Source organism: Burkholderia anthina (assembly GCF_902498995.1).
In the GTDB taxonomy this organism is placed as follows: Bacteria; Pseudomonadota; Gammaproteobacteria; order Burkholderiales; family Burkholderiaceae; genus Burkholderia; species Burkholderia anthina.
Window position 1 is genome coordinate 95,663 of the sequence record NZ_CABVLY010000019.1, and the last position, 21,900, is coordinate 117,562.

Sequence of the window (21,900 nt, forward strand, 5' to 3'; positions counted from 1 at the left end):
GGTCGATGCGGCTGATGTTCTGGTAGGGGACGCCGAGGACCGCTGCGGCCTCCTTAGCGCTCACGCGCTTGCCTTTGGATAGGTCCATGCTGCGATCCTCTGGTCTAAAAAGGGGTTTTGAACTGATGCAGAAGAAATTCTTGATGCGCGGGTACGAGATGAACTGCGAGCCGCGCGTGACGGAGGACGGCAAGTACGCCGCCCAGGTAGAGGTAACGAAGTTGGGATTCAGCCGGGAGGCTGCTTTCCGGAAGCTCGGCGAGTTCGACACAGAGGCCGAAGCGGTCGCCTACGCGAAGAATTTTTCGGAAGAGTGGCTTAGTCGATACGCTTGAATTCGATCACCCATACCCACGGGTTTGCATCCCAGCCGTGCCCGCGCGCGGCGTTGAGGCCGTCCCACAGGTAATGAAAGGCGCGGATGCTGGGCGGCCGGTAGGCGCCGGCGCAGTAACCGCGCATGTGGTGTTCTTCGATCATCACGCCTTCAGCGCGCGCGTCGGCCTCGCTGATCGACTGCAGGCGCTCAGCGCGCACGCCAGTGATCTCGAGCGTGATGCGGGCCATCGAGCGGGGCATGTGGATGGCGGGGCGCCTGCGTAGCTCGTACGGCTCTATGTAGTCGGGATCATCCGATTCTCCCCAGCCCCATGCCGAAGCGTGAGCGCCTTCATCTGATTCGACGTACACCGGGCCAACCCAGCCATTACGCTCGACGTCGTACGTGGTCTCGCGCACCCACAGACGGTCACCGAGCTGGCCGTGCGGGCAGAACTGCAGCATGTCGCGGATGCACCATTGGTCAGCCGGCTGCATGCCGCGCGCCGGCTTGCGCTCCCAATAGGCACCACCGACCCAACCGCTTTGTTCGATTGGTTGCGGCTTCATCACGCGGCGCGTCTGCGTCTTCCGGCCTTCGAGGATGGCGCGCACCATCGGGGCGTTAAATAGAATAGGGCGTTCCTTCATTTTCCCCTCGTGGTCATAGCGAACTTGACGCGGCGGCTGATCTCGCGATCGTAGCCGGCGAGCGTGGATTGCAGGTTGGGTGCGAGCCGCGGCCCGGCGGCCGGCGTGTCGAGTGGTGCGCGCGGTGCGGCGATCGGCGTCAGCTCATACGCGGTGTCGGTCGTGACGCGCCGATCAATCCGGATGCGGCCGGCATAGAACAGCGTATCGAGGAAGCTCTGCACGAACGCCGTCGACGTCTGGAGTTCGGCTGCGATCTGCCGCGCGGTGTGCGTGCCCTTCGCGAGAACGCCGACCACCTCTGTGCTGTTGATGCGGCGGCTAGACATGTCAGTCTCCCTTCCCACCATTGGGGGTGGCCTTGAGTGCGAGATACAGCGCGCGGATCGGATCGCAAAGACCATTCGCTCGGACATCATCGTTATGTTCATCGCAGGGGTGAACACGCACATCGTCAAGAGCATTACGAACTACGACGCGCGCTGCGGAGATGATCGCCTCCCTGTCGGGAGTGGTGCGGCGGTTCCATGCTGCAATAACCCACGCGCGGCCTTCTGGCGTGTGTGGCGCCTGAAGCATGTGGTCGGCATCAAGCGCACATTCATCGTCGTGGAGCGCCTTCAGTCTCCACCAATCCAGCCCGATTTTTTCGACCGTGGCCTTGGCTCCGCAGAACGGGCACGGCAGCAGTTCCGTCAGCATGTCATCGGTGATATTCATGATGGGTCTCCGGAGGCTTCTGCATGCACATGCCACATTCCAGCGCTACGCGGCTTTCCATCGCGAGAAACGTGAAACGCCAATTGCGCGGCGACGACATTGCGGATTTGTCGAATGTCTTCGGCGTCGCCACGCCAAAACACGCTGTCACCGAGAATTTCGTTTTTTACTTCCACGATGATCTTCATGATTTGCTCCGGTTGAGGGCGTAGAGCTTGGTGTCGTAAGGCAGCTTCTGGATTGCCGCCTGCTTGAGCAAGACTTCACGCTCCCCGAACGCTTCCGGATCGCCGTATGCGCTAACGACGACAGCCACCGGCTCCCCGCAAGCCTTTGCCAGTACGGCGGATTCGATGGCTCGGGCGAACTGTTCGAGCGTCAACATTCCGAACGTATATCGCCGCATGCACGGACTTTGCGCATGGACGTACGTCATGCAGATGCGGTGTGCGAGTTCTTCAACTTCCTCGCGCGACAGAATAGGTTCGGTCATGATGGGTCTCCAGCGCGAATCCAGCCCTTGCCGGTCGCCTTGATGTGACCGGCCTTGCGCAGCGCCTGGAGACGACGATCGAGAATGCGTTTCGCCATGTCATAGAGCGGTTGAGCGGTTGCAATACGCTCTGCTTCGATGCGCGTGTATCCCGTGGCGATCGAACCGGAAGAATGACGGCCGCTATCAATCGAAGCCAGAATCAGCGCGTCGAGTTTTTCGTATTTGGTCATTGGCCTTCTCCTGCGCGGGCGGCGTCGTACTTGGCCCTGGCCTTGCGATAGTGTTCCTCGCAGCAGAAGCCTTGTCCCATCCACAGCGATGACGAAGGATTTCCGCAGAAGCACGTCGGCAACGGGTTCGCCTGATTGGCGTTGAACCAGAACTGAGCATGCTTGCCGTGCGGCGCGTCGAAGTCCGGCAGATGACCGGGGCCTTCAAGGGTGTTGACGATCCAGCTCAGGGCCGCCTTGGCGCCCTTACCATGCTGCCACTCGATGATCGCGGACTGCATCGCGACGGTCTGGTCGTGGATGATGTCCGACAGCGTTTTGATGAGCCGCTTCGTCTTGTCGTCCACCACCTCGGCGCGCGGCTCCGGCTGCTGATCGGCGAGGAGGGCGCGAGCGAATGCAATTACGTCGGCACGGTCGCGAAATTCCCACCATTCATCGACGCCGGGGTGCGAAGCGTGATGCTTCTCTGCGATGGAGAGGATCTGCTCATCCGTCAGCGTCTTATTCATGCTTGGCTCCATCCAATTCGAGGCTGCGCACGATTCGCGAGCGAAGGTCGCGGAAATAGGTGCGACGTGCGGTGCGGCGTTGCTTGGCATTGCCGCTGTGCCACGTATCGTCCGCGTGATATTCGACGAATTCGTCGAGGTTGCAGGCCGGGCACGGAATGTCTCCACCGTTGTAAAGCGGACCGCCCGGCTCATCGCAACTATCCTCGTCCCACAGGTAGCCGTCGATGCAACAAGCGTCCGAGTATCGTGCACCGAAGTGCGAACCCGAGTAGTTACACATGGTTGGCCCCTTTGTTGAGCTTGTACTTCCGGTTCTTGCTGATCGTGCAATGCTCCCCCGAGAAGTAGTCGAGCAAGTCAGCCTCGCAATGAATCGGACACTCGATGAGATACCGGTTCTTCAGTTCGGAGAGCACGCGGGCCTCGGGAACGCATTCCTTCAAATCGCTGATCATGCTGGCGTTCCACGAGTCGGCAGCATCGTGCACGATGACGACGTATTGTTCAGTCGGCATGCTTGTCTCCCTCGAGAAGGGCGATCACGCCATATCCACGATCCTGCAATTCCTTCAACAGGCTGAGTCCGTGATCAATGGGATCGCCGCCGGCCTTTGCCGCGCGACAAGCCTCGCCGAGTCGCCACGCTCCGACGTTATCGGGCTGATTCACGTACGTCAGGACGCCGCGCTGCTCGTCCGTCAGCCCCTGCCGAGTGGCGACCTGCGCGGGCGGGGCGGTGTAGAGCGCGATGGTTCGCGTCGGCTTCATTCCGTTCCACGAGCGCGGCGAAAACTCGCGATGCAGGCCGAAGTGGCTGTCGTATTCGTACACGTAGAGATACGGCATAGTCGCCGCCTCTTGCCCCGCTGCCGCTGCTGGCTGCGATGCTGCCGCGCGCGAACCCCGAGCGGGCGGGACGTCGAGTGCGGTGAGCACATCTTCCAGTGCGGTGTTGTAGCCGAATCGATACTGAGATTCGGGTTCGTCGGTGGGGCCAAGCTCGTCTTTCGGCCATGCCTCGAACATTCCAAGCACGCGCTCGACCAGAGCCGCCCGCTCGTCTGCCGGCGCTGCCGCTGCATCTGCGGAGGGTTCGTCGCCGCCCCATACCGGGAATTCGCCGGCCTTCAGCCGATAGACGCCCTTGAAGTCCGGGCGCATGCGTTCAGCCGGGCCAAGGTCGCACCAGAAGGTGCCGCCCTCGTAGCGGTATTCGATGGACGGCTGCACCGCTCCCGCCACATCAGTGCGAGGGGCGCGGGAAAAGGCGTCCCGGGATTTATCATTCGACATGGCTTTCTCCTTCTAGGACGAATTCGGCTTGAATCGGCGCGATTTTTCGCACCCAAAATGTCGGTGCTTGATGCGCCTCAATCCGCTCACGCATCACCTGCGCGCGAGCCTCTTTTGTTGCCGGCGTGTACGGCCCGCGCCACTTGCTGTCGATGCCGACGTTCTGGCCGATGTTCGTACTGTCTGCGCTCGCGAACGGGAAACGCGTGAACACGTCAGGATTGAGCATTCGCAGTCCATGGATCTTGCAGATCGGGCGCCCATGCTTATCGCAAAGGACATCCATCGCCTCGGCCATACGCCGATACCAAAGCGGGGTGCCGACGGTCGCGTACTCGCCAGAGCTGCCGAGGCATATCCGAGGCCATGCAAATGCCAGGCGTTCGAGACGCTCCAGGCTTTCGTGCAGGTGCCATACCGGCGCGCCGACCCAGGGGGCGGTTTCGTGCCATGGCCATTCGTTCAGCAATGCATCGTTTGCATGTTCATCGCCGTCGATCACGTCGGGGATGACTGCGAAGTCGAAGGACGGATAGCGATTCAGTTCGCCTACCCATGCGTAGTACGGCTTCCAGTTTGTGACCGGCGCACCACTGCGCCATGCCGAGAACGCGCCGTTATCGACCGCGAATGTCTGGGCCACTTCAAGCGCTAGGCCGAGTTGTTCCGGATGCTGAAACGATACGAAAGCATGTCCGCCAGAGATGGCTCGCGCGGCGGCCGTCGCGGGCGTGATCGGTGTGCCGTGGTAATGGATCATCGTTCAAGCGCCGCAAGCACGTACTTCATCTCGACGCCTTTCTCGAAGACCGTCGAACCTACGATAATGCGTTGCGTGATGCGGGTATTGAACATAGCCCGTTCATCCGCCCCATTGCCCGTGCCTTCGAGCGGGGCGGAGGGTGCGGGCCGCTCGAAGGCTGCCAGATCAACATCTGCAATGCTTCCTTGCTCGGCCGTCCATGTGTCCTCTTTTCCGCGGGTTTCGATGGACGCGACGCCAATCGTCGCGACATCGGCCGGACGCCAACTGCAATAGCAGGCATGGCACCGATGCGAACGATGCGGCGGATTCGTCCAGCTAACCTCCATGCGTGTCGATAAGCCCGCGTCATACTCGTGCTCTTCCGGCGCATCGATGTGCTGCTCACCGCAACGTGGGCAGAACAGCAGCATCGGGATCGGCGCTGCTTCGTGCTGCTCGACAGGTGCGGCTATCGCGTCTGCGGCGATTTTCCGCATGTTGAGCGCATCCATGTTGGCCGGATCGGTAATCGGAAATTCGGCGATCGTTTTCAGCGCATCAGCGCTCATCGTCTCGACAGGTGCGCGGGCGTTCCACGCAGCGATTGCGCCGCGCTTGGACGCTTCATGATTGCCAGTCGGAGACTGCAAGCGAGGCCCTTCGCCGGAGCATGTATCGCACAGCACGAAGTAGTCGATGTGGTCGCTATTGAGCGAAGCTGCCGACCCGCAGAATGGGCACGGCAGCAGGTCCGTCAGCGCATCAGCGCGGCTCTTGTCGGTGGTGGTCATTGGTCCCGGCCCTCCATGTCTGCCGGCGCTGCCGCTGCATCTGCGGCTTGCGCCCGGTAAAGGTCAAGTTCGAGGCGAAGTTTCGCGGCTTCCTTGGGTAGCTTCTGGAGCGTTTCAGCGGCAGGGCGGTCAGCTTCCTCACCGAGCAGCGCCACTGCGACATTCGCGAGCACCGTGCTCAGGCGCTCGATGACGTACTTGTCCTCTGCCGCTGCATCTGCGGAGGGAGGCGTCGTGACTTGATCGAGCATTGCCCGATAGACGGCGGCGGCCGTCCAAGGACCGCCGGCTCCGACCGGAAGCGCCCAATGCCCCGCATCTTTCATGACGCCAGTCGGCTTGATCGGCACCAGCTTCCACCCCTCCGGCACCGCTCCTGCCACCCCAGTGCGAGGGGCGAGGGAGAGAACGTTAGCCGATGCGATAAGTCGATATTGCGCGCTGCATTTCGGGCACGCGGCCGACATGATGTATTTCTCTCCGCAGCCTGGGCATTCGTCAGCTTCGGGCTCCGGGCCGCGCCAGCCACACGAATATCCACATGCTGCATGGAAAGGATGCTCGTCGTTGATCCCGACATGGCCGCATTCGACGCACTGCCGCGCCTCGACATGGATCGCTTGTTCCGCCCCATTGCCCGTACCTTCGAGCGGGGCGGAGGGTGCGGGTTGCGTGTTCGCATACTGCGGGTCGCGGAGCATCGCGCCGAGCCACGCCTGCACGTTTTCCTCGGTGACCATCTCGCCTTCGCGCTTGTCGATCAGGTAACAAGCGAAATTCTCTGCTTCGTGCTGATTGACAGGATGCAATACCTCGGCCTCGATTGCCTTGGACACGGCGAGATACAGCACGTCGTTGTCCTTCCTGCCCCATGCCTGAGTCGCCTCGTTGATGATCTCGATGCGGCGCCCGTCGGTGAGTTTGCTATTCGACATTTATGATCTCCTTCGATGCAGCCAGGACGCGGCGAGCCTTCTCGATCGCGGGGTGATATTTCTTGTGCCAGAAGTGGAAATCGTCTGAGCCCGCAAATGCTTGCAAAGCCTCGATAGCCAAATTCAGCACGGAGCGCTCGTCGGCCGGCGCTGCTTCGTGCTGCTCGACAGGGGATGCGGAGACCCGACGGTTCCACTGTCGTACGGCGACAGCTTGGTCGTACCAGAACGTCGCGATCCGGCACGATCCGCATTCGACCTGCACACGGCCAAAGAAGGGGCCGTCGCCCGTCATGATTTGTGCAGCATGACCGCAATGCGGGCACGGCAGCAGGTCCGTCAGCGCATTAGTGCGGCTATGGTTGGTGGTGGTCATTGGTCCCGGCCCTCCATGTCTGCCGCTGTGATGATGTGTTCGCGAACGTTGATGACGCTGTAGAACGTCGGTTTCGCGTGTTTTTCGATCCAGCGGGCCAGCAGCGCGTTGAGTTCTGCCTTCGCTTCCGACGTGACGTCCGGATACCCATCGGCGTACTCGCCGACTTCGTCGTATGCGCGTTCGCCCATCAAGTCGATTACGTCGTCTGCGTCGCAGAGGTGCTTGGTCGGAATCGGCGCGACTTCGCCGACGAACACGATGGCACCGATGGTGAGGTCGTCGTGCATGTCGAGCAGTTCGTCGAGCTCATCACACGTGAAGTCCTCGTTGTTGCTGCTCCAAACGGTTCGAACTTTCGAACTCGTCCCATTGCTGCCCGCAGCGTTCGCGTCGACAATAGCTTCGCGGACAGGGCCAGCACCACTGTTCGCTGCCTCGCTCGCCTGTTTGGGAGTGGGGCTCTTTTCGTTTTGGGTGGTCATGATGTAGCCCTCCGGCGTTCATGAGCAGGCCGGCGCGCGCCGGGGAACTGCGGTTCGATTCGATATTCGGGGCGCGCGATCACGTTCGCGATCAACTTCTTCCAGTTCGCGCGCGTGTTGAGCAGCGCCGGGCCGTCCGGGCCGTCGAGACGGTCTGCTGGCGTCGTCATGACAGTCAGCGGATCGATCACATCGACGGGGACCGCGATGTTTGCGCAGCCGCTGTTGTAGTAGCCGAGATGTGCGCGGATGTCAGCAGACGGATATTTGCCAGCGCGAGTTGTGCGGTAGCAATACCCTGAGTTGTCCGGACACCATAGCGTGATGTACCGGTGCTCGCGCATCGTGTGGTGCACGCTGATAACGTAGTAGTCGCGCGGCGTGTCGCTCGGACACGGCGCCGGCGCAATGATCGGCAATGCAAACGCTGCCTCGCGGACGGCGGCCGCAGCATTGCGTTCATAGCCCCAAACGTTGGTGCCTGCGTCGCCTCCCATGTACGGAGGTGCGATCACGCCGCGCGGCAACTGCCACCCGGCTGTGATGTAGTCGCGCATGCGTTCGACCAGGCTGCGCAGCGTGCCGCCGTGCGTAAAGCCGCGCCAGCGGCCCCGCGAATCGTGCGTATAGACACGTTTGCCGGTGTAATCGTCGACGAACCATACGCGTCCTCGGCTATCGAGCTCGATCCGCGCGTAGCAGTCGTGCTGCGCGTTATAGAAGAATCGCCGCCCGGTCGATCCGATGGCCCTGATTAACTGGTTGGCGTGCTCGGCGCGTTCGGCCTTGGTGGTCATGTGTGGTCCTCAGATGGTCAGGATGTCTTGCGCGGCGAGGATGAATTGCGTTGCCGCTTCGGCGTTGATCGCGTTGCCGTAGGCGCGCAGTCGTCCCACATGGCTGGGAGCGCCATCAACGAGCGGCTCAATTCCGGATTCAAGCAACCGACGATTTCCGTCGGCGCCGACAACATCGCGCCAGTCAAGCAATGCAGCCGAGCTGCATCCACCAACGTGACTCCGTCGTGATGCGCACTGCGCGGATTCGAGCGCACGGCGGTACGGTTCCGTCCGCCGCGGCTGTCGTTGACCGTTGGCGTGGGCCATAAAGAAAAGGCGCGGCCGTCGAATCGGAAATGCGATGCGGCGAGCGCATAGATCGACCGCCCCGCAGGCGTAGTTCGCGTTTTCAAGGTCGGCAAAAACTCGATCGAGCCAGCTGAGCCCGGCAGCACTTGCAACTTGCTCCCCAAGCACGTCGACAGGCCGGCACTGCCCAATGAGCCAGAACCAATCGGGCCACAGGTGCCGCTCGTCATCAAACCCAGCTCCTTTGCCTGCCGCGGAGAAAGGTTGGCACGGACAGGAACCGGTCCAAACAGGTCGATCGTCGGACCAGCCGGCGCGGCGAAGGGCATACGACCACACGCCGATTCCGGCGAAGAAATGGCACTGGTCGTAGGCTCGCAGGTCATCAGGTCGGACATCCTCAATACTCCGTTCGTCGACATCGCCAGGAGCGATGTGCCCCGCGGCGATCAGGTTGCGCAGCCAGTGCGCGGCATACGGATCGATCTCGTTGTAGTACGCGGCCACGTAGTTCTCGGTGATCATGCGAGCGCGAGCCCCGGCTGGCGCAACCGGTCGCGTTGCAGGGGTTCGTAATCGGGATTGAGTTCGCAGCCGAGGAAGCGGCGGCCGAGCCGCTGCGCGACCTGGCCCGTCGTGCCGCTGCCGAAGAACGGATCGAACACGACGTCGCCCGGCCGGCTGCCGGCGAGCACGCACGGCTCGACGAGCGCTTCGGGGAACGTGGCGAAGTGCGCGCCGCTGTAGGATTGCGTCGGGATAGTCCACACCGACCGGCGATTGCGCTCGGTCGGCATAATCGCCATGGCTTCGTCGAAGCTGCCGTTGTTCTTCGTGCCGCTGCCGTCTTCGGCCAGTTTGCGCGTCACGCGCCCGCGGTCACGCTCGGTGGCGTCAGTGCCATAGCCCCAGCCAACGCCGCGGCCGACAGCCTTCATGGTCCCGTTCGTCTTCGCCCCGCCATTCGCGCGCGCGCTGCCAATCTGCGCTTGCACGTTCTGCGATAGACGCGCGTGCGTGTTCGGGCTGACCGGCTCGAGAATCGCGTCCTGGTCGAAGTAGTACTTCGGGCTCTTGCTCAGCAGGAACAGGTATTCGTGCGCCTTCGTACACCGGTCGCGCATGCTCTCCGGCATCGGGTTCGGCTTGTGCCAGATGATGTCCTGTCGGAGATACCAGCCGGCGTCCTGCAGCGCGAACGCGAGGCGCCACGGCTGGCCCATCAAGTCTTTTGGCTTCAGGCCGGTGCGCTCGCGCGAGCCGGTACCGCTAGCCCGATGCTGAGCGGCGGCGATCTGCTGCGCGCTGATCACCGAGCGATCCGACATTTGCCCCGTGCGGCCTTGCGCGCCCCACGATCCGGCGTACGCGTCGCCCATGTTCAGCCAGAGCGTGCCGTCATCCGCGAGCAGCTCGCGCGCGAGCTCGAACACGCCGACCATGGTCTCGATGAACTCGCGCAGCGTCGGCTCTTGCCCGATCTCGCGATGCTTGTAGCGATGCCCGGCCGGCAGATACGAGCGAAGGCCCCAATATGGCGGCGACGTAACGATCGTATGCACGCGCACGCCGTCGGCGATCATCGCGCGCATCAGGTCGCGGCAGTCGCCGCGGTGAGACTTGTCGAGCCAATCGCTCATCGTCATCCTCAATCAGTGTTTCAGCCTCAATGGCGGATGCTCGACTGCACTGAGTAGCCGAGCGTCTGCCGTTGAAGCCGGGAAGGAAAAAAGAAGGGCGCCGAACAGGCCGCCCACAAGAAGAAACCGCGCATCCGAGGCAACGGAATTTGCGCGGCTTGAGGTAGCGGGGGAGTTAGTAATCTCCGCGGCCCGGATACGACGTATCGATGTCGTCGACGTCGCAATCAATGACCAGCTTCGTACCGGCTGCGTAGAGTTGGAACAGCTTCCGTTCGAAACCGTAAATCGGCCCGATGAAGAGCGCATTCTTCGGGTCGATCTCGTTGATCCTGACGCTGTACACGCGCCCGTCCATCGTGTCGATTCGCCACGGGCACCGATACCGGTCGATTCCGGCTTCCTTGTCGAGCCCGATATGGGTGAATGATCCCTCGGTATCCACCGTCAACGTGATTCGGTCGGGCAAGTCGCATGAGCAGGAGTACGACTGCTTCTCGGCTTGGAATTTGATGAACTCCGCCACCAGCTCGGACAACTTGATCTCTTCAGGCGCGGGAGCGAGAAGTTCGTCGAGCTGCGTCGCCACGTGCCTTTCGATCTGCTCATTCAGACCTGCTTCGACACGCTTCCGAATGATCTTGAGGATCAGGTCGTTGTATCCGGGGAGGCCGAGCTTCGTGAAATCGACCTGGACAGCTTTCTTGACGTGTTCGCTCAGTTGCTTGCCGAATTCCGAATAGCTTTGCAGCTCGTCGTTGACGATCGACGTGATAGTTTTCGTCAGCTTCTCTTCGATGGCTTTCTCGATGGTGCCGGAGGTGACGATGTTTGAAAATGCGTTCGAGACGGCTTGTTCAAGCTCTTTCATGGGCTTTCCCGTAAGTGTGTGATGCCGAAGTAGTAGCGATGCGCCGCGCGTTAAGTGCGCTGCGCGACTGGTGCGAGCTCGATGCGATCGGAGTCTTGTTGCAGAATGGATTGCAGGCAGAGGAATACGATGATGGCCGCGAGCGCACCGAGCCAGATTTTCACCAGGGCCACGTGAGAATCCCCGCACGGTACGCGACACAGAGGAACCAGACACAGCCGATAGCGACACCGCATGCCATTGCAACGGCGCTTCCCTTGGCGACGTATCCGTGAAGGTCGTTGCAGGATGCGAGCAGGGCGTTATCGCTCGGTGCTTGCGTCACAAGCGATCGTTTGTTTCGCGTAAATACAGGCTGAAGGCTGTTCATTGGTCCCTCGAAATTCTTGTTTGGTCTCGTCAGTGCGCGCCTAACGCGCAGAGAACCGGGCGACTGTGTTGCTTGGCCGCCCGTCCTTTCGACCTGTTACGCGAGCGCGCTTTCGCTCCACCAGCATTCCATCGCGCGGCCATCGGCGGACCGGTAGCGAACGAGGTAGCTGTTTTCGCTGGCTGCGTATTCAGCGCGGCCGACGACCTCGCCGCTTTCGCTGCTCGCGGTGATCGTTACGTGACTGCCGATTGCATATTTAAAATGGGCCATGCTTTTCTCCGGGTGGTTGTCTTCAGTTACAGGATGGCGGTCAGCGTCTTGCTGCCGTTGCCGTGATCGACTCGAAGCATCAGCGGCGTCCCGGCAAACAGTTCGGGCCGCAGCACGCGCAGGGCATTGATGAAGTTGACCGGTGCCTCGAACCCGTTGCCGAGCAGCGCGGTCGTAACCGCGAGCTCGGGATCGTCTTCACCAGGTGTGAAGAACGACGCGAGAATCGGAATTTTGTGTTCTTTGCAGATAGCGATGACCTGCGTCATGAGCGGCGAGATTTGCTCGTCGTAAATCTGTTCCTTGGTGACGGTTGTCATCGTGGGTTCCTCAAGGGATGGTCAATCGAGGCCGGTTTCGGCGAGTGCATCGCGGACCGGAAAGGAGCGTGTTCGAACGCTGCAGGTGGGTTAGAACAGACCGCCTATTACCCCAGGCGTCCAGTTCGTGATCACCAGCTCGCCGCTTGCATCCGGTCGACCGTGGCGATTCGCGACGGAATAGCGAATGTCGAGCTCGAGCATGTGGAAACCATCGAAGGCGCGGCGGATGTCCGGATGTTCGTTGATCGACACCATGACCTTGCCGCGTGCATTGCGCATCAGCGCTGCCATTGCCTCGTATTCTTCAAAGCCGAATGGGACGCCGTATCCCTCGGTTTGCCAGTACGGTGGATCGAGGTAAATGAACGTGTGCGGTCGGTCATACCGCTCGACGCACTCTCGCCACGGAAGGTTTTCGACGTGAGTACCGGCTAGGCGTAGGTGTGCCGCCGAAAGCTGTTCTTCGATCCGCAGCAGGTTGACCGAAGGTGCGGTCGTGGCGGTGCCGAAAGTCTGTCCTGAGACCTTCCCGCCAAACGCATGATGCTGAAGGTAGAAGAAACGGGCCGCTCGCTGAATGTCGGTCAGTGTCTCGGGCCGCGTGATCTGCTGCCATTTGAAGACTTGCCGGCTGCTGATCGCCCATTTGAACTGGCGGACGAACTCTTCCAGGTGGTTTTGCACAACCCGGTAGAGATTGACCAGTTCGCCGTTGACGTCGTTGATGACCTCGACGGGTGCCGGCACTGGTCGCAGGAAGTAGAGTGCAGCGCCACCGCAGAACGCCTCGACGTAGCATTCGTGCGGAGGGAAAAGTGGGATCAGCTTGTCGGCAAGGCGGCGTTTGCCGCCGAGCCAAGGAATGATTGGTGTTGGTTGCATCTATTGGCCAAGTGAGTCCATCCGTGATAGCCTTCGTCCGCCTCTGCAGGGGTGACGTGGCCTTGCCGGATTCGCAGTGCGCACTGCGGGTGCGGGGCGTGCCGGGTGCTCTAACACCAGGTACGTCGCCGCGTCCTTTCCTACTGCTGCTGGTCGATCGCGACCAGCCTTATCGATGCGTTGCCATTCGCGTCCGATCTCGTTATGCGCTGTCTCGCTCGCGGGCTTGTTGATTCAAATCGCTGACGGCCCGCGCTGACAGCAAAATGCGGATGTCCGTATTGCCGATGACGACGAAATCGTCGTCAATCTCGGTCGCCCCTGCTTCGCGCAGAAGCAGGAGCGCGGCTTGTGAGAGCTTTGCCATGCGTTCTCCAAGGCCCGCCGTAGCGGGCGCGGGTTATGTGGTCGCCGGTTCTAGTTCCGTGCGTTGGTTCGGGCGATTGGCGATCGCGGCGATCAGTTCGAGCCCGCGGTCCCGAGTCACGGGCCGCTTCGTCTTGCGAACCCGATGCCCCGTGCGCTCATACACGAGGACGACGTGGTAGAGCTTTTCCATCGTCTTTCTCCTGTAGCGGGAGCAGTGGTTAGACGGGGTTCAACCGCGAAACGAGCGGATGGGCGTGGCTGCCGGAGTCGAGCCGAACGCGGACGCGATGAACGCATGGCACGTTCAGGCGCTCTTCGTTCCATTGGCCGTGAAACCATTCCTTGTGGCCCTCGACCGTGGCCGATTTGACGCGGCCCGACATGGTGGTCCAGGTGACGCGCTGTCCTTGCTGTGGCATCGCGCGATAAGCCTTGCGGCGCTGACGTGCGTTCATCGGCGTTTCCCCTTCGTGTTGCGTTGGTCACTGTTTCCGCTGTCGGCGTGGCCCTTGCCGAAGATCAAACACGACGACGAGCAGAAGGGCTGAAGCGAAAACACCGAGACCGACACCAACAAGTAATGTGGTCATAGATTAGTCATCCGAAATATATTGAGGCCGGTTAGATTTCTGGCGGCCTGACCGCGCTCAAGGAATGGCACTGAAGGTCAATGCGATTCGATCAGCGCGGTCGACGTGCCGGTTACGTTGTCCGGCGCCGGTTAGCATCCCGGCCGTTCTCTTGACCGTCCGTCGGCTTGCCAAGCCCTATTTCTGAGGTGACGGGTCCACTTCGTTTATCTCTCGCAGGACTGGCGAGTCGCGCTCACCGATGGAGTGTGCTGTCCATCTACCCGGGCGCAATTTCGAAACTCTCAAGGGCGCGCACTCGACGTCCTGTTTGCGCTGCAGGTCGGTTGATTGGTGCGGAGGATCCGCGTCCGAATGCGCGCTCTTGAGAGCTTGGATCGCAACAGCGTTCAGGGAGGGCGCCTCTGTCCTACTACGGGGTGAGCGTGGCTACGGGCTATTTAGAGCCGCCGCGACGGCTTGAGGCACCCTCACTGAACGTTGTTGCATCACTCGCGCGCCCGACTACTCCCGGTCGTGCCGGCTCCGGGCCGCGCGAGGTTTGTGCCGATTACAACGCCATCGGACACGTGTTGCTGGCTGTCTTGCATCAGGCTCGCTCGGCGCGCTGCGGTTTTCCGCTGTGTCCGTCCTGACTCACGACGCAGATCGCGCCGGCCTGTCGCCTGCTTTCGCAAGCTCGGCTTACCTTCGATTGTCTGGACGATGCCGGCCTGGCTGCTGCCGATCCGTCTAAGGAGCAATCCCCAGAGGGGAGGCGCAGCGTTCTGTGCTGCGTTGAGATGAATTACACCAAATGGTGAAGTCTATGTCAACACCAAACGGTGAATTTTTGGGTTTGACGTGATGAAGTGGTGGTGTGACGAGCTATCCGAGCAATAGCCGGGTGTGTTTGGGAATGAAAAAAGCCCGCGCGCGGCGGGCTTTTGTCACTTGCTACTTGATATCTGATATTAGAGCTGATCGGCTCCGGATTTTGCTGCCTGATCTTGCTCGCTTTGTCTGGCGTCCCAGTAAGCGCGGTCTGAGATGAAAACCTTGGACTGGTCGACGGTGCCGCTCCGCATTTCGGCGTTGATTGTCACCTTTTTTCCAATCCACTTGAGGGATTGATTGTCAAAAGTCGCGCCTGCACCGTTCTGGACAGTGCCTGTTTTAGATTGGCTGGGTGGGCCGTAGCGCTGGATCAGAACGTCGGCGAGTTGAGAGAAATTCTCCGGTTTCGTCGCGAGGACAAACGTGACGGGCTTTCCGTCTGAAATCATTACGTTGACTTCATAGCCAAAACCGAGTTTCGGTGTGTTCCAGATGGTCCCGTAGCTACTCCGGCCATATCCGTCGAAGCACATGCTGCTCATCTTGAATACTGCAGAGTAGTCCGTGTGAGACCCGTCCTTCGGGCAGTCTGGCAAAGTGCCGGAATCCGGGAACGGCTCGCCAAACTTGAAGCCTAGAAAACCGTCCGGCTCCTTGGTCCAAGTCCGCTCATGGCCTTTCTGGGGTTTCTTCGCCTTAGCCGGCCCCGCGGCGAGTGCGGCGGCACAAAGAAGTGCGAACGACACCCGTGCAATTGATTTTGATACTTTTCCCATGGTCCCCGATTACTGTTGGTCTGTTGTTACATTCGAATTTTTATCTTCCGGGCCGGCACTTGATGGGCGACGTAGTACATCCAAGTAATTTCTTCGGGTCTGTACGTGTATGTCGCGTGTTCCGAGTAGCTACCCAGTCGGATCAGCCCATCGCGGCGCGACAGAAGGCGTTTGAGCATTGTTTCGCCCGTAGCCAGGCGAACCAGCACGTCATCTTCGATTTCCGGGTCGGTGCTGGGCTCAACCAATGCGAATTCGCCAGGGTTGAACCGCGGCGCCATCGAAGTGCCGACAACTGGAGATAAAAATGCGTGGGGGTCCGCCGTTGCGATTTCTGCGTATTCGTCTGTTACTCCCACCGGATAATCCCCGTCCGTCCAAATTCTCTCAGGCAATCCACCTTGCGCTCGCCCTACAACGAACACGCAGCGAAAGTTCTTTGTATTAATAGGATACTTCAAAAGAACCGGATGGTGTCCCCCTCGTGATGCATCGCGGGCATCGGACTCGGCTGCACCACAGGGTGAGTTGCTCACGGAGTCAAGCCAACCAGGCGGCTTAGAAGGATCCCATGAAGTCTCGATAGCCCGCGCGACCTTTTCGCCAAATGACTTTCGGCCGGCCAGCATGTCATTTATTTGACTGGCCGGCTTCTTCGTGCGGCGACTGACTTCGGCAAGGCTATTGTCGTCGACGAGCTGTTGAAGGTTTTGCCGGCGGATGTCGGTGAGATCGTTCATGAGGCGATTAGAGCATGGTGAAACCATTTGGTGAATTCACCGAATGGTGTTGTAAGACTTCACCGAATGGTGTAGCCTTCCGGGCATGGATCAGCTCAAAAAATTCTTGATGGATATGCCCGTGGCGGATCGCCAAGCCTTCGCGAAGCGGTGCGGCACGAGCTACGCGTTCCTTCGGAATGTCATTTATGGTCAGCGCATGCCTGGCGAGAAGCTGTGCGTTGCGATTTGGCGGGAATCAGGTGGTGTTGTTACTCGCCAAGTGCTACGCCCGGATGACTGGCAGGACATCTGGCCCGAGCTCGCTCAACCAAAGGCGATCGAATGAAGCTTCTGTACGCTCGTCTGCGCCGGTAGCTTGCTCGCCGATCGCGCATGGCCGGGCCGAACGGTGACGGATCGATCAAGTTTGTCGCGACGGAGGTTTCGGGCGTTGATCCGGCGACTGGGCGAGTCATCTGGCGAATCACGAAGGACGGCGTTGTCGTCGTTCCGACCGATCCCGAGTAGTCAGCACAAGGCTTCGATTCTTGCATGGCGACGGTTCGCATCCAGTAAGGCAGTTGATGCAAAAAATTTTGCGCCAGGCATGAGTCGTAATTCCAGTCGTAACTCGTTTGATTTTCACTATGGAGGGTAGATGCAAGCTCAGGGGTATCCCCAAGCGCAGCGCGGTTCCGAGGCGGCTCAGGCCGATCGATTCATTGCGCCCGAATCGATTGCGGAATGCGCGACTTTCCGTGATGCCGTGTGCCTCGCATGGGATATGCGAGCGGTGCGCGGCATGACGCAAAGGACGCTGGCGGAGCGGCTGGAGGTTCCTGCGTCGCACCTTTCCAACATGCTCAACCGTGATCCGGTTGACCGTCACGGGAAGCCGCGGCAGGACTTGCCCGCGAAGCTGATCGCGGACTTTGAACGGGTCGTCGGCAACCGTGCCGTGTCGCAGTATCTCGCGCGCATGGCGATGCTGACGTTGATGGAGGAAGTGATTCAGCAGAGGGCAGCCATGAAATGACCGAGGAAGATGCGCTTCGGAAGGGCTGCAAGGCCGTAGAGGACGCCCGAGTACGGGTAGGTGACAACCGAAACGCACTGATGAAGGAGCTGGAAAGGGTTGCTGTTGAAGATCCGGAAGTCGCCGAAGCATTCAGGGTAGCCGGATTTTTGTTCCTCGAGGCGCAGCAGGAAACGAAGCAGTAAGGCGCGCCGGCTCCGGCCGGCGTTCTGAAGCCAGTCGCAAACGCCCGAGTTCGAGCCTTTGCGTCCGGGTTTAGTAATCCTAAAAATTCGAATTTATGGAAGCCAATCAGAAAAACGAACATGCCGAGCCGTGCCAGCGGAACCCGGCCACCACCGAAGAAGTGAAGCGCATCACGCGCGACACCAGTCAACACCCGACGTATCCGCGCAGGTGCCTGTCGTGCGGCGCGAAAGAATCCCTCGACGGCTCCGTGCCGTGCGGCCACTGAAGCAACTAAGCGGGGCCGGCAATCCAGCAATCGAAATGATTTCTGCATTTCTAGGTCTGCTGGGAACATCACTGCGCCTGACCCGCAAATCCCATTTCTGGAGGAAACGTGGCAAAAAGCTCCGTTGAAGCATATGGCGCGCAGAGCAAGGTAACTGCGCTCGCGATGGACCCGAACGACCTCGAACTGGTCACGGACCCGTCGCACCCGCTGTACGACCGGCGCGTTCATCAAGAGCCGAACCCGAAGACGGTGTTGAACTACCGCGCGATCGGCGTGCGCAAGCCGGTGCTGTTCTACAAGGATCCGGAGACCGGCAAGAATCTGGTCATCGACGGCCGCACACGGGTGATCAATGCCCGCGAGCTCAACCGGCAACTGATCGCCGCGGGTGAGCCGCCGATCACGATCCCGGCAATCCCGCAGAAGGTCATCAACGACGGCGGTCGGTCGTTCTCGGCGGTCATGGTCAGCACGAACGAAATCCGAAAAGAGGATTCGCCGATCAACCGCGCCGAGAAGATGGCGCGAATGCTGGACGTCGGCCACACGGAAGAAACCGTCGCAACCATGTTCGGCGTCGAGGTGCCGACGGTCCGCCAGCAGTTGAAGTTGCTCGATTGCACGGCTGCCGTGCGTGATGCGCTCGAGGCTGACCAGATCACCGTATCGAACGCGCTGAAGCTCGCGAAACTGACTCCGGATCAACAGCGCGAGAAGGTGCGGGCCGTCGTCGCTGCGGCTGAGGGCAAGGAAGGGCATGCGAAGGCGCGCGCGCAGAAAGAGGCCGTGACCGGAGACGCGGCTCCGCGCATGCGCACCCGCAAGCAGATTGCGGCCGAGCTGGAGAGGGCTGCGGGCGAGCGCGCTGAAGCGTTGCGGTGGGTTCTCAATCTGGAAGGTGATGTCGGCGCACAGGATGCGGCCGATCCGCGTCAGGCGACGATTGATGATGCCGTTTCAGCTACGCAGGGATGAGTGCGTGTATGGCGCTCGCGCACGTCATTCCTATGCCGGAGCGGCCGCGCTCCGCCCAAGCTGAAGAGAGGTACACCCGCGTGCCGCATAGCGTTCTGGAGGCCCTTGCGCTGGCTGATTTTGGCAAGCGGCACTACAAGATTTTGATGGTGTTGATGCGTCAGACATACGGCTATGACAAGGCCGCTGACGAAATCAGTCTGACGCAGTTCCATGACAAGACCGGTGTCTTGCCGCCGCACATCTCTGCCGCGATCGGCGAGTTGATTGACATGCAGGTTCTTGTGAAGTCGCCGGGACGATACGCCGCGAGTCTGTCGATCAACAAGGACTTTGATCAGTGGATAGGCAAAGCGCGGATCGATACGTCGAAGATTTTGGGTTACCAAAACGGTAACGAAGGGGTTACCGAAACGGTAATAGAGGGTTACCAAAACAGTCATTTGGGGTTACCGAAACAGTCATTTGGGGTTACCGAAACAGTAACCACAAGAGACAACTCCAAGAGAAAGAACCAAGAGACAACTCCAAGAGAAACCCTTTCGCGCTCGCTTCGCGAACGCTTTGAGAATTTCTGGGAGTGCTACCCGCGTAAGCGATCGAAGAAAGCAGCGGAAAAGGCGTTTGCCAAGGTCAACCCGGACGAGCAGCTCTTCAAGGACCTGATGTCAGGTCTGGAGCGGGCCAAGACTTCGGAGCAGTGGCAGAACCCGAAATTCCAGCCGCACGCAGCAACGTGGCTGAACGACGGCGGATGGATGGACGAATTCCAGACTGCGTACAGCGATGCCGAAACGGCCGTGATCCGAGCCTTCAACGAGGCGCTTGGGGAGCGTATCGGCACCGTGGACGAAGCGGTATTCGTCGAGGCCCGTGCTGGCTCGATCCGTGCCTTCCTTGCGCACCTGAAGAACGACCCGGAAGCAGCGGGCCGGTATTTCCCGGCGGTTCGCGACAAGGTCGAGCTGCCGCCGCATGCAGGATTCGACTACCTGATCAGCCCGAAGGGATTCGGCGACACGACGGGCCGCATGCGTGTCGCGAAGCCGGCCGGCACAGCACCAGGTGTGCGTGGCGACTGGCATGCGACGGGACCTGGCATCGCGGCACGCGGCGCGGAGCTGGGCATCACCAAGGGAGACGAAGAGAACGTCGTCACGTACCGCCGGCGCGTGTTCAAGGCGGCCGGACCCGGCGTCTGGCGCGATCAGGATCTCGCGGCCGAGGCGAAGTATGGCGACGAAGCATACGAGCGTCTCTGGCGCTTCTACAACGAAGAGTGACGAGCATTCACATGACGAAACGAACCACATGGCCGATGCGCGTCGACGAGGGTACGACGAAGGTCGGTACGGCACGCGTGCGCGACGACTCGCGGCCGAAGATGACGTCGGCGCAGAAGGCCGTTTTCGATGCAACGGGCAACCGGCCGCAGGTCGACGCAGGTTTCGACGACATTGGCGACGGGATCGATGCTCCGCCGGTGCTGACGCCGGCATACAGAAAGGTCGCGCAGCAGATGGCGGCCAGGTCCGTAGGGTTCACGGTCGACTGCAATCCGGTTGCAAAAGGGCGGCCCCGCGCAAGCTCGACTCCCCGCGGCATCCGGATGCACACGCCGAAGGCAACGAAGCGATACGAGGCAGAGGTACAAGCTGCTGCGCGGGCGGCAATGCTGCGGGAGCTGCCGTTCGGGCGCCCGGTTGCACTCACGGTGTCGATCGTCCTGCCGGTCCCGGCGAGCTGGTCGAAGCGCCGTAAGCGGCTGGCATACATGGGCGAGATCGCGGCGACCAAGAAGCCGGATGCCGACAACGTGCTGAAGGCGATCAAAGACGGGATGAACGGCATCGTGTACTGGGACGACTCGCAGGTCGTGTCGATCGTTCTGACGAAGGCGTACGGGGAGCACCCGCGTGCTGATTTGGTGGTGACTGAGCTGGATAAGGAGGCTGCGTGAAGGCAACTGGGAAATACAAGCTTGACGGGATTTTGGCGGTGATGAAGGCCGGTCGGTGGTACACGGCAAGTGACCTTGCCACGCAGGCGCGGATACCCGTCACAACGGCGCGGCTTCTGTTGGGCGGCGTTCGTGCAGTTACCGCAATTGATTCGAGGAAGGGGCGAAAGCGCAGTCGGGAGTTCTGTCTTGCTGGAACTGGGGTGGGTCCGAGACATGTTGACACCCGAATCCGTCCGGACTTTACGAGCCATCTGAAGGGGTATCAGGGTTGGCTAAACGGACATCGGGCGCTGGCGATGGTGGCGCGGGGCGTCGTCGGAATCAGGGAGGTCTGATGGCAGGCAGAAAGGCGGGGAAGGTCGGGCCGGTTTCGAAAAAGATGATCGAGTGCGTGAAGGCGAATCCGGGAATCCATGCTGCTGAAGTCGCGCGGGTCTTGGGACTCAACCAAGGGGGCGGTATGCGAGGGATGGTCCGAAAGCTGATTTCGGACGGCTATCTCACCCGGATTGCGGTGGAGGGCGTTCCGAACGGTGTGTTTCATACGGCTTCGCCGCTCAAATACACCGGCAAGCCCTTCGAGGGGTTCAACGAAGGCGGCATCTCGAAGCGTTCGCAGCAGATCCAAGAGCGTATCGCAGCTCAGATCGAGAGAGAGCGGCGATTGGCCGAATCGGCTGCGTGGGCCGGAATCGCAATTCGAGCGATGGTGGACGTCGGTCGAGCAGCAGCATGAAGCGATCCGGATTCAAGCCGCGCACGAAGCCGATGTCGCGCGGGTCGTGGTCCCGGAAAAGCTCACCGTTACCGGAACAGGCGCCGGGAAAGGTCGCGATGAAGCGCCGGGCCAAGCGGCCGACAGTTGCCGAGGGCTCGAAGTATCTGGCGGCCTGTCGCGGCGAGCCGTGTTACCTGCGTGTTCCCGGTCTGTGCCGACTGAATCCGATGGACGACACGGTGGTGCCGTGTCACTCGAATCAAGGGCGTCACGGGAAAGCCGGTGGACTGAAGGCGAAAAACGAATTCACGGTTCCGGGCTGCAACCTGTGTCACGCGTGGATCGATCAGAACCGAGTCGGCACGCCTATGCAGGTCAAGTTCGATGTGTGGGATTCGGCGTACGAGGAATGGGCGCCGGTGCGCGCCCGAAAGATGGGAGAAGCAAATTGCCAGTGAGGCTGTGGGTCGAGATCC

Annotated in this window: 37 protein-coding genes; 9 read left to right on the plus strand and 28 right to left on the minus strand. The window is 60.7% G+C overall.

The genetic code is table 11. From position 1 onward, the window contains the following. Positions 1 to 125: 125 nt before the first annotated feature. Positions 126 to 335, plus strand: coding sequence for a hypothetical protein (locus BME24068_RS23050; protein ID WP_174927562.1), 210 nt, complete (start codon positions 126 to 128; stop codon positions 333 to 335). Here BME24068_RS23050 and BME24068_RS23055 read toward each other — a convergent pair. From BME24068_RS23055 to BME24068_RS23185, 28 genes are all read right to left on the minus strand, one after another. Beyond that, entirely contained in the window at positions 319 to 969 is a 651-nt protein-coding gene (locus BME24068_RS23055; protein WP_174927481.1) for a hypothetical protein, read from the minus strand. The genes BME24068_RS23050 and BME24068_RS23055 overlap by 17 nt on opposite strands. Beyond that, the gene (locus tag BME24068_RS23060) at positions 966 to 1,298 is read right to left on the minus strand and encodes a DNA-binding protein (RefSeq protein ID WP_174927482.1); all 333 of its coding nucleotides are present in this window, start codon (positions 1,296 to 1,298) and stop codon (positions 966 to 968) included. The genes BME24068_RS23055 and BME24068_RS23060 overlap by 4 nt, the downstream gene beginning before the upstream one ends. Before the next feature lies 1 nt (position 1,299). Next, the gene (locus tag BME24068_RS23065) at positions 1,300 to 1,689 is read right to left on the minus strand and encodes a Lar family restriction alleviation protein (protein WP_174927483.1); all 390 of its coding nucleotides are present in this window, start codon (positions 1,687 to 1,689) and stop codon (positions 1,300 to 1,302) included. Further along, positions 1,686 to 1,877, minus strand: a complete 192-nt coding sequence (locus tag BME24068_RS23070) for a hypothetical protein (protein WP_174927484.1) — start codon at positions 1,875 to 1,877, stop codon at positions 1,686 to 1,688. Before BME24068_RS23070 ends, BME24068_RS23065 begins: the two co-directional genes overlap by 4 nt. Beyond that, positions 1,874 to 2,182, minus strand: a complete 309-nt coding sequence (locus BME24068_RS23075; RefSeq protein ID WP_174927485.1) for a hypothetical protein — start codon at positions 2,180 to 2,182, stop codon at positions 1,874 to 1,876. The genes BME24068_RS23070 and BME24068_RS23075 overlap by 4 nt, the downstream gene beginning before the upstream one ends. Next, positions 2,179 to 2,415: a hypothetical protein gene (locus BME24068_RS23080; protein WP_174927439.1), complete on the minus strand. Its 237-nt coding sequence runs from the start codon at positions 2,413 to 2,415 to the stop codon at positions 2,179 to 2,181. Before BME24068_RS23080 ends, BME24068_RS23075 begins: the two co-directional genes overlap by 4 nt. Then, a complete protein-coding gene (locus BME24068_RS23085; protein ID WP_174927486.1) occupies positions 2,412 to 2,927 on the minus strand; it encodes a hypothetical protein in 516 nt (171 codons plus the stop codon). Before BME24068_RS23085 ends, BME24068_RS23080 begins: the two co-directional genes overlap by 4 nt. Further along, positions 2,920 to 3,210, minus strand: coding sequence for a hypothetical protein (locus tag BME24068_RS23090; protein WP_174927487.1), 291 nt, complete (start codon positions 3,208 to 3,210; stop codon positions 2,920 to 2,922). Before BME24068_RS23090 ends, BME24068_RS23085 begins: the two co-directional genes overlap by 8 nt. Then, positions 3,203 to 3,445 carry a hypothetical protein gene (locus tag BME24068_RS23095; RefSeq protein WP_174927488.1) on the minus strand — a complete coding sequence of 81 codons (243 nt, stop codon included), beginning with the start codon at positions 3,443 to 3,445 and terminating at the stop codon, positions 3,203 to 3,205. Before BME24068_RS23095 ends, BME24068_RS23090 begins: the two co-directional genes overlap by 8 nt. Further along, positions 3,435 to 4,223: a hypothetical protein gene (locus tag BME24068_RS23100; RefSeq protein ID WP_174927489.1), complete on the minus strand. Its 789-nt coding sequence runs from the start codon at positions 4,221 to 4,223 to the stop codon at positions 3,435 to 3,437. Before BME24068_RS23100 ends, BME24068_RS23095 begins: the two co-directional genes overlap by 11 nt. Beyond that, positions 4,213 to 4,983, minus strand: coding sequence for a hypothetical protein (locus BME24068_RS23105; RefSeq protein WP_174927490.1), 771 nt, complete (start codon positions 4,981 to 4,983; stop codon positions 4,213 to 4,215). Before BME24068_RS23105 ends, BME24068_RS23100 begins: the two co-directional genes overlap by 11 nt. Next, positions 4,980 to 5,759, minus strand: coding sequence for a Lar family restriction alleviation protein (locus BME24068_RS23110; protein WP_174927491.1), 780 nt, complete (start codon positions 5,757 to 5,759; stop codon positions 4,980 to 4,982). Before BME24068_RS23110 ends, BME24068_RS23105 begins: the two co-directional genes overlap by 4 nt. Then, a complete protein-coding gene (locus BME24068_RS23115) occupies positions 5,756 to 6,694 on the minus strand; it encodes a hypothetical protein (protein WP_174927492.1) in 939 nt (312 codons plus the stop codon). The genes BME24068_RS23110 and BME24068_RS23115 overlap by 4 nt, the downstream gene beginning before the upstream one ends. Continuing rightward, complete coding sequence (locus tag BME24068_RS23120; protein WP_174927493.1) at positions 6,684 to 7,070, minus strand: Lar family restriction alleviation protein; 387 nt, start codon at positions 7,068 to 7,070, stop codon at positions 6,684 to 6,686. Before BME24068_RS23120 ends, BME24068_RS23115 begins: the two co-directional genes overlap by 11 nt. Further along, a complete protein-coding gene (locus tag BME24068_RS23125) occupies positions 7,067 to 7,555 on the minus strand; it encodes a hypothetical protein (RefSeq protein WP_239008007.1) in 489 nt (162 codons plus the stop codon). The genes BME24068_RS23120 and BME24068_RS23125 overlap by 4 nt, the downstream gene beginning before the upstream one ends. Further along, entirely contained in the window at positions 7,552 to 8,352 is an 801-nt protein-coding gene (locus BME24068_RS23130; RefSeq protein ID WP_174927494.1) for a hypothetical protein, read from the minus strand. Before BME24068_RS23130 ends, BME24068_RS23125 begins: the two co-directional genes overlap by 4 nt. A 9-nt stretch (positions 8,353 to 8,361) precedes the next feature. Further along, positions 8,362 to 9,168, minus strand: a complete 807-nt coding sequence (locus tag BME24068_RS23135; protein WP_174927495.1) for a DNA cytosine methyltransferase — start codon at positions 9,166 to 9,168, stop codon at positions 8,362 to 8,364. Next, a complete protein-coding gene (locus BME24068_RS23140; protein WP_174927496.1) occupies positions 9,165 to 10,283 on the minus strand; it encodes a DNA-methyltransferase in 1,119 nt (372 codons plus the stop codon). Before BME24068_RS23140 ends, BME24068_RS23135 begins: the two co-directional genes overlap by 4 nt. 175 nt (positions 10,284 to 10,458) lie before the next feature. Continuing rightward, positions 10,459 to 11,154, minus strand: a complete 696-nt coding sequence (locus BME24068_RS23145; protein WP_174927497.1) for a hypothetical protein — start codon at positions 11,152 to 11,154, stop codon at positions 10,459 to 10,461. 50 nt (positions 11,155 to 11,204) lie between these two features. Then, entirely contained in the window at positions 11,205 to 11,327 is a 123-nt protein-coding gene (locus BME24068_RS35315) for a hypothetical protein (protein ID WP_275405003.1), read from the minus strand. A gap of 293 nt (positions 11,328 to 11,620) precedes the next feature. After that, positions 11,621 to 11,797 carry a hypothetical protein gene (locus tag BME24068_RS23150; RefSeq protein ID WP_174927498.1) on the minus strand — a complete coding sequence of 59 codons (177 nt, stop codon included), beginning with the start codon at positions 11,795 to 11,797 and terminating at the stop codon, positions 11,621 to 11,623. Between the two features lie 26 nt (positions 11,798 to 11,823). After that, a complete protein-coding gene (locus BME24068_RS23155; protein ID WP_174927499.1) occupies positions 11,824 to 12,117 on the minus strand; it encodes a hypothetical protein in 294 nt (97 codons plus the stop codon). Between the two features lie 90 nt (positions 12,118 to 12,207). Continuing rightward, positions 12,208 to 13,002 (minus strand): DNA adenine methylase, encoded by a 795-nt coding sequence (locus BME24068_RS23160; protein ID WP_174927500.1) that lies wholly within the window; start codon positions 13,000 to 13,002, stop codon positions 12,208 to 12,210. Positions 13,003 to 13,204: 202 nt separating this feature from the next. Then, on the minus strand, positions 13,205 to 13,369 hold the full coding sequence (locus tag BME24068_RS23165; RefSeq protein WP_174927501.1) for a hypothetical protein: 165 nt from the start codon (positions 13,367 to 13,369) through the stop codon (positions 13,205 to 13,207). A 33-nt stretch (positions 13,370 to 13,402) separates the two neighbouring features. After that, complete coding sequence (locus tag BME24068_RS23170) at positions 13,403 to 13,561, minus strand: hypothetical protein (RefSeq protein ID WP_174927502.1); 159 nt, start codon at positions 13,559 to 13,561, stop codon at positions 13,403 to 13,405. 28 nt (positions 13,562 to 13,589) lie between these two features. Then, positions 13,590 to 13,826: a hypothetical protein gene (locus tag BME24068_RS23175; protein ID WP_174927503.1), complete on the minus strand. Its 237-nt coding sequence runs from the start codon at positions 13,824 to 13,826 to the stop codon at positions 13,590 to 13,592. A gap of 1,088 nt (positions 13,827 to 14,914) precedes the next feature. Then, the gene (locus tag BME24068_RS23180) at positions 14,915 to 15,553 is read right to left on the minus strand and encodes a hypothetical protein (RefSeq protein ID WP_174927504.1); all 639 of its coding nucleotides are present in this window, start codon (positions 15,551 to 15,553) and stop codon (positions 14,915 to 14,917) included. 26 nt (positions 15,554 to 15,579) lie between these two features. Next, a complete protein-coding gene (locus BME24068_RS23185) occupies positions 15,580 to 16,293 on the minus strand; it encodes a S24 family peptidase (RefSeq protein ID WP_174927505.1) in 714 nt (237 codons plus the stop codon). A gap of 85 nt (positions 16,294 to 16,378) precedes the next feature. Between BME24068_RS23185 and BME24068_RS23190 the strand changes: the two genes are divergently transcribed. The 8 genes from BME24068_RS23190 to BME24068_RS23230 all read left to right on the plus strand — a co-directional run bounded on the left by BME24068_RS23190 (position 16,379) and on the right by BME24068_RS23230 (position 21,882). Continuing rightward, positions 16,379 to 16,621, plus strand: a complete 243-nt coding sequence (locus BME24068_RS23190) for a transcriptional regulator (RefSeq protein ID WP_239008008.1) — start codon at positions 16,379 to 16,381, stop codon at positions 16,619 to 16,621. 312 nt (positions 16,622 to 16,933) lie between these two features. After that, complete coding sequence (locus BME24068_RS23195; protein WP_174927506.1) at positions 16,934 to 17,311, plus strand: helix-turn-helix domain-containing protein; 378 nt, start codon at positions 16,934 to 16,936, stop codon at positions 17,309 to 17,311. 280 nt (positions 17,312 to 17,591) lie between these two features. Beyond that, positions 17,592 to 17,765: a hypothetical protein gene (locus BME24068_RS23200; RefSeq protein ID WP_174927440.1), complete on the plus strand. Its 174-nt coding sequence runs from the start codon at positions 17,592 to 17,594 to the stop codon at positions 17,763 to 17,765. 108 nt (positions 17,766 to 17,873) lie between these two features. After that, on the plus strand, positions 17,874 to 18,743 hold the full coding sequence (locus BME24068_RS23205; RefSeq protein WP_174927507.1) for a ParB/RepB/Spo0J family partition protein: 870 nt from the start codon (positions 17,874 to 17,876) through the stop codon (positions 18,741 to 18,743). Positions 18,744 to 18,751: 8 nt separating this feature from the next. Beyond that, positions 18,752 to 20,026, plus strand: a complete 1,275-nt coding sequence (locus tag BME24068_RS23210; protein WP_174927508.1) for a replication protein — start codon at positions 18,752 to 18,754, stop codon at positions 20,024 to 20,026. An 11-nt stretch (positions 20,027 to 20,037) separates the two neighbouring features. Further along, entirely contained in the window at positions 20,038 to 20,703 is a 666-nt protein-coding gene (locus BME24068_RS23220) for a RusA family crossover junction endodeoxyribonuclease (protein WP_239008009.1), read from the plus strand. A gap of 337 nt (positions 20,704 to 21,040) precedes the next feature. Continuing rightward, on the plus strand, positions 21,041 to 21,442 hold the full coding sequence (locus BME24068_RS23225) for a winged helix-turn-helix domain-containing protein (protein ID WP_174927509.1): 402 nt from the start codon (positions 21,041 to 21,043) through the stop codon (positions 21,440 to 21,442). Further along, a complete protein-coding gene (locus BME24068_RS23230; RefSeq protein ID WP_174927510.1) occupies positions 21,439 to 21,882 on the plus strand; it encodes a nuclease domain-containing protein in 444 nt (147 codons plus the stop codon). The genes BME24068_RS23225 and BME24068_RS23230 overlap by 4 nt, the downstream gene beginning before the upstream one ends. Positions 21,883 to 21,900: the final 18 nt, after the last annotated feature.

Coding starts and splice junctions, on each gene's coding strand:
- BME24068_RS23050 (WP_174927562.1), top strand. CDS start 126: ATGCAGAAGAAATTCTTGATGCGCGGGTACGAGATGAACTGCGAGCCG.
- BME24068_RS23055 (WP_174927481.1), bottom strand. CDS start 969: ATGAAGGAACGCCCTATTCTATTTAACGCCCCGATGGTGCGCGCCATC.
- BME24068_RS23060 (WP_174927482.1), bottom strand. CDS start 1,298: ATGTCTAGCCGCCGCATCAACAGCACAGAGGTGGTCGGCGTTCTCGCG.
- BME24068_RS23065 (WP_174927483.1), bottom strand. CDS start 1,689: ATGAATATCACCGATGACATGCTGACGGAACTGCTGCCGTGCCCGTTC.
- BME24068_RS23070 (WP_174927484.1), bottom strand. CDS start 1,877: ATGAAGATCATCGTGGAAGTAAAAAACGAAATTCTCGGTGACAGCGTG.
- BME24068_RS23075 (WP_174927485.1), bottom strand. CDS start 2,182: ATGACCGAACCTATTCTGTCGCGCGAGGAAGTTGAAGAACTCGCACAC.
- BME24068_RS23080 (WP_174927439.1), bottom strand. CDS start 2,415: ATGACCAAATACGAAAAACTCGACGCGCTGATTCTGGCTTCGATTGAT.
- BME24068_RS23085 (WP_174927486.1), bottom strand. CDS start 2,927: ATGAATAAGACGCTGACGGATGAGCAGATCCTCTCCATCGCAGAGAAG.
- BME24068_RS23090 (WP_174927487.1), bottom strand. CDS start 3,210: ATGTGTAACTACTCGGGTTCGCACTTCGGTGCACGATACTCGGACGCT.
- BME24068_RS23095 (WP_174927488.1), bottom strand. CDS start 3,445: ATGCCGACTGAACAATACGTCGTCATCGTGCACGATGCTGCCGACTCG.
- BME24068_RS23100 (WP_174927489.1), bottom strand. CDS start 4,223: ATGTCGAATGATAAATCCCGGGACGCCTTTTCCCGCGCCCCTCGCACT.
- BME24068_RS23105 (WP_174927490.1), bottom strand. CDS start 4,983: ATGATCCATTACCACGGCACACCGATCACGCCCGCGACGGCCGCCGCG.
- BME24068_RS23110 (WP_174927491.1), bottom strand. CDS start 5,759: ATGACCACCACCGACAAGAGCCGCGCTGATGCGCTGACGGACCTGCTG.
- BME24068_RS23115 (WP_174927492.1), bottom strand. CDS start 6,694: ATGTCGAATAGCAAACTCACCGACGGGCGCCGCATCGAGATCATCAAC.
- BME24068_RS23120 (WP_174927493.1), bottom strand. CDS start 7,070: ATGACCACCACCAACCATAGCCGCACTAATGCGCTGACGGACCTGCTG.
- BME24068_RS23125 (WP_239008007.1), bottom strand. CDS start 7,555: ATGACCACCCAAAACGAAAAGAGCCCCACTCCCAAACAGGCGAGCGAG.
- BME24068_RS23130 (WP_174927494.1), bottom strand. CDS start 8,352: ATGACCACCAAGGCCGAACGCGCCGAGCACGCCAACCAGTTAATCAGG.
- BME24068_RS23135 (WP_174927495.1), bottom strand. CDS start 9,168: ATGATCACCGAGAACTACGTGGCCGCGTACTACAACGAGATCGATCCG.
- BME24068_RS23140 (WP_174927496.1), bottom strand. CDS start 10,283: ATGAGCGATTGGCTCGACAAGTCTCACCGCGGCGACTGCCGCGACCTG.
- BME24068_RS23145 (WP_174927497.1), bottom strand. CDS start 11,154: ATGAAAGAGCTTGAACAAGCCGTCTCGAACGCATTTTCAAACATCGTC.
- BME24068_RS23150 (WP_174927498.1), bottom strand. CDS start 11,797: ATGGCCCATTTTAAATATGCAATCGGCAGTCACGTAACGATCACCGCG.
- BME24068_RS23155 (WP_174927499.1), bottom strand. CDS start 12,117: ATGACAACCGTCACCAAGGAACAGATTTACGACGAGCAAATCTCGCCG.
- BME24068_RS23160 (WP_174927500.1), bottom strand. CDS start 13,002: ATGCAACCAACACCAATCATTCCTTGGCTCGGCGGCAAACGCCGCCTT.
- BME24068_RS23165 (WP_174927501.1), bottom strand. CDS start 13,369: ATGGCAAAGCTCTCACAAGCCGCGCTCCTGCTTCTGCGCGAAGCAGGG.
- BME24068_RS23170 (WP_174927502.1), bottom strand. CDS start 13,561: ATGGAAAAGCTCTACCACGTCGTCCTCGTGTATGAGCGCACGGGGCAT.
- BME24068_RS23175 (WP_174927503.1), bottom strand. CDS start 13,826: ATGAACGCACGTCAGCGCCGCAAGGCTTATCGCGCGATGCCACAGCAA.
- BME24068_RS23180 (WP_174927504.1), bottom strand. CDS start 15,553: ATGGGAAAAGTATCAAAATCAATTGCACGGGTGTCGTTCGCACTTCTT.
- BME24068_RS23185 (WP_174927505.1), bottom strand. CDS start 16,293: ATGAACGATCTCACCGACATCCGCCGGCAAAACCTTCAACAGCTCGTC.
- BME24068_RS23190 (WP_239008008.1), top strand. CDS start 16,379: ATGGATCAGCTCAAAAAATTCTTGATGGATATGCCCGTGGCGGATCGC.
- BME24068_RS23195 (WP_174927506.1), top strand. CDS start 16,934: ATGCAAGCTCAGGGGTATCCCCAAGCGCAGCGCGGTTCCGAGGCGGCT.
- BME24068_RS23200 (WP_174927440.1), top strand. CDS start 17,592: ATGGAAGCCAATCAGAAAAACGAACATGCCGAGCCGTGCCAGCGGAAC.
- BME24068_RS23210 (WP_174927508.1), top strand. CDS start 18,752: ATGGCGCTCGCGCACGTCATTCCTATGCCGGAGCGGCCGCGCTCCGCC.
- BME24068_RS23220 (WP_239008009.1), top strand. CDS start 20,038: ATGACGAAACGAACCACATGGCCGATGCGCGTCGACGAGGGTACGACG.
- BME24068_RS23225 (WP_174927509.1), top strand. CDS start 21,041: ATGGCAGGCAGAAAGGCGGGGAAGGTCGGGCCGGTTTCGAAAAAGATG.
- BME24068_RS23230 (WP_174927510.1), top strand. CDS start 21,439: ATGAAGCGATCCGGATTCAAGCCGCGCACGAAGCCGATGTCGCGCGGG.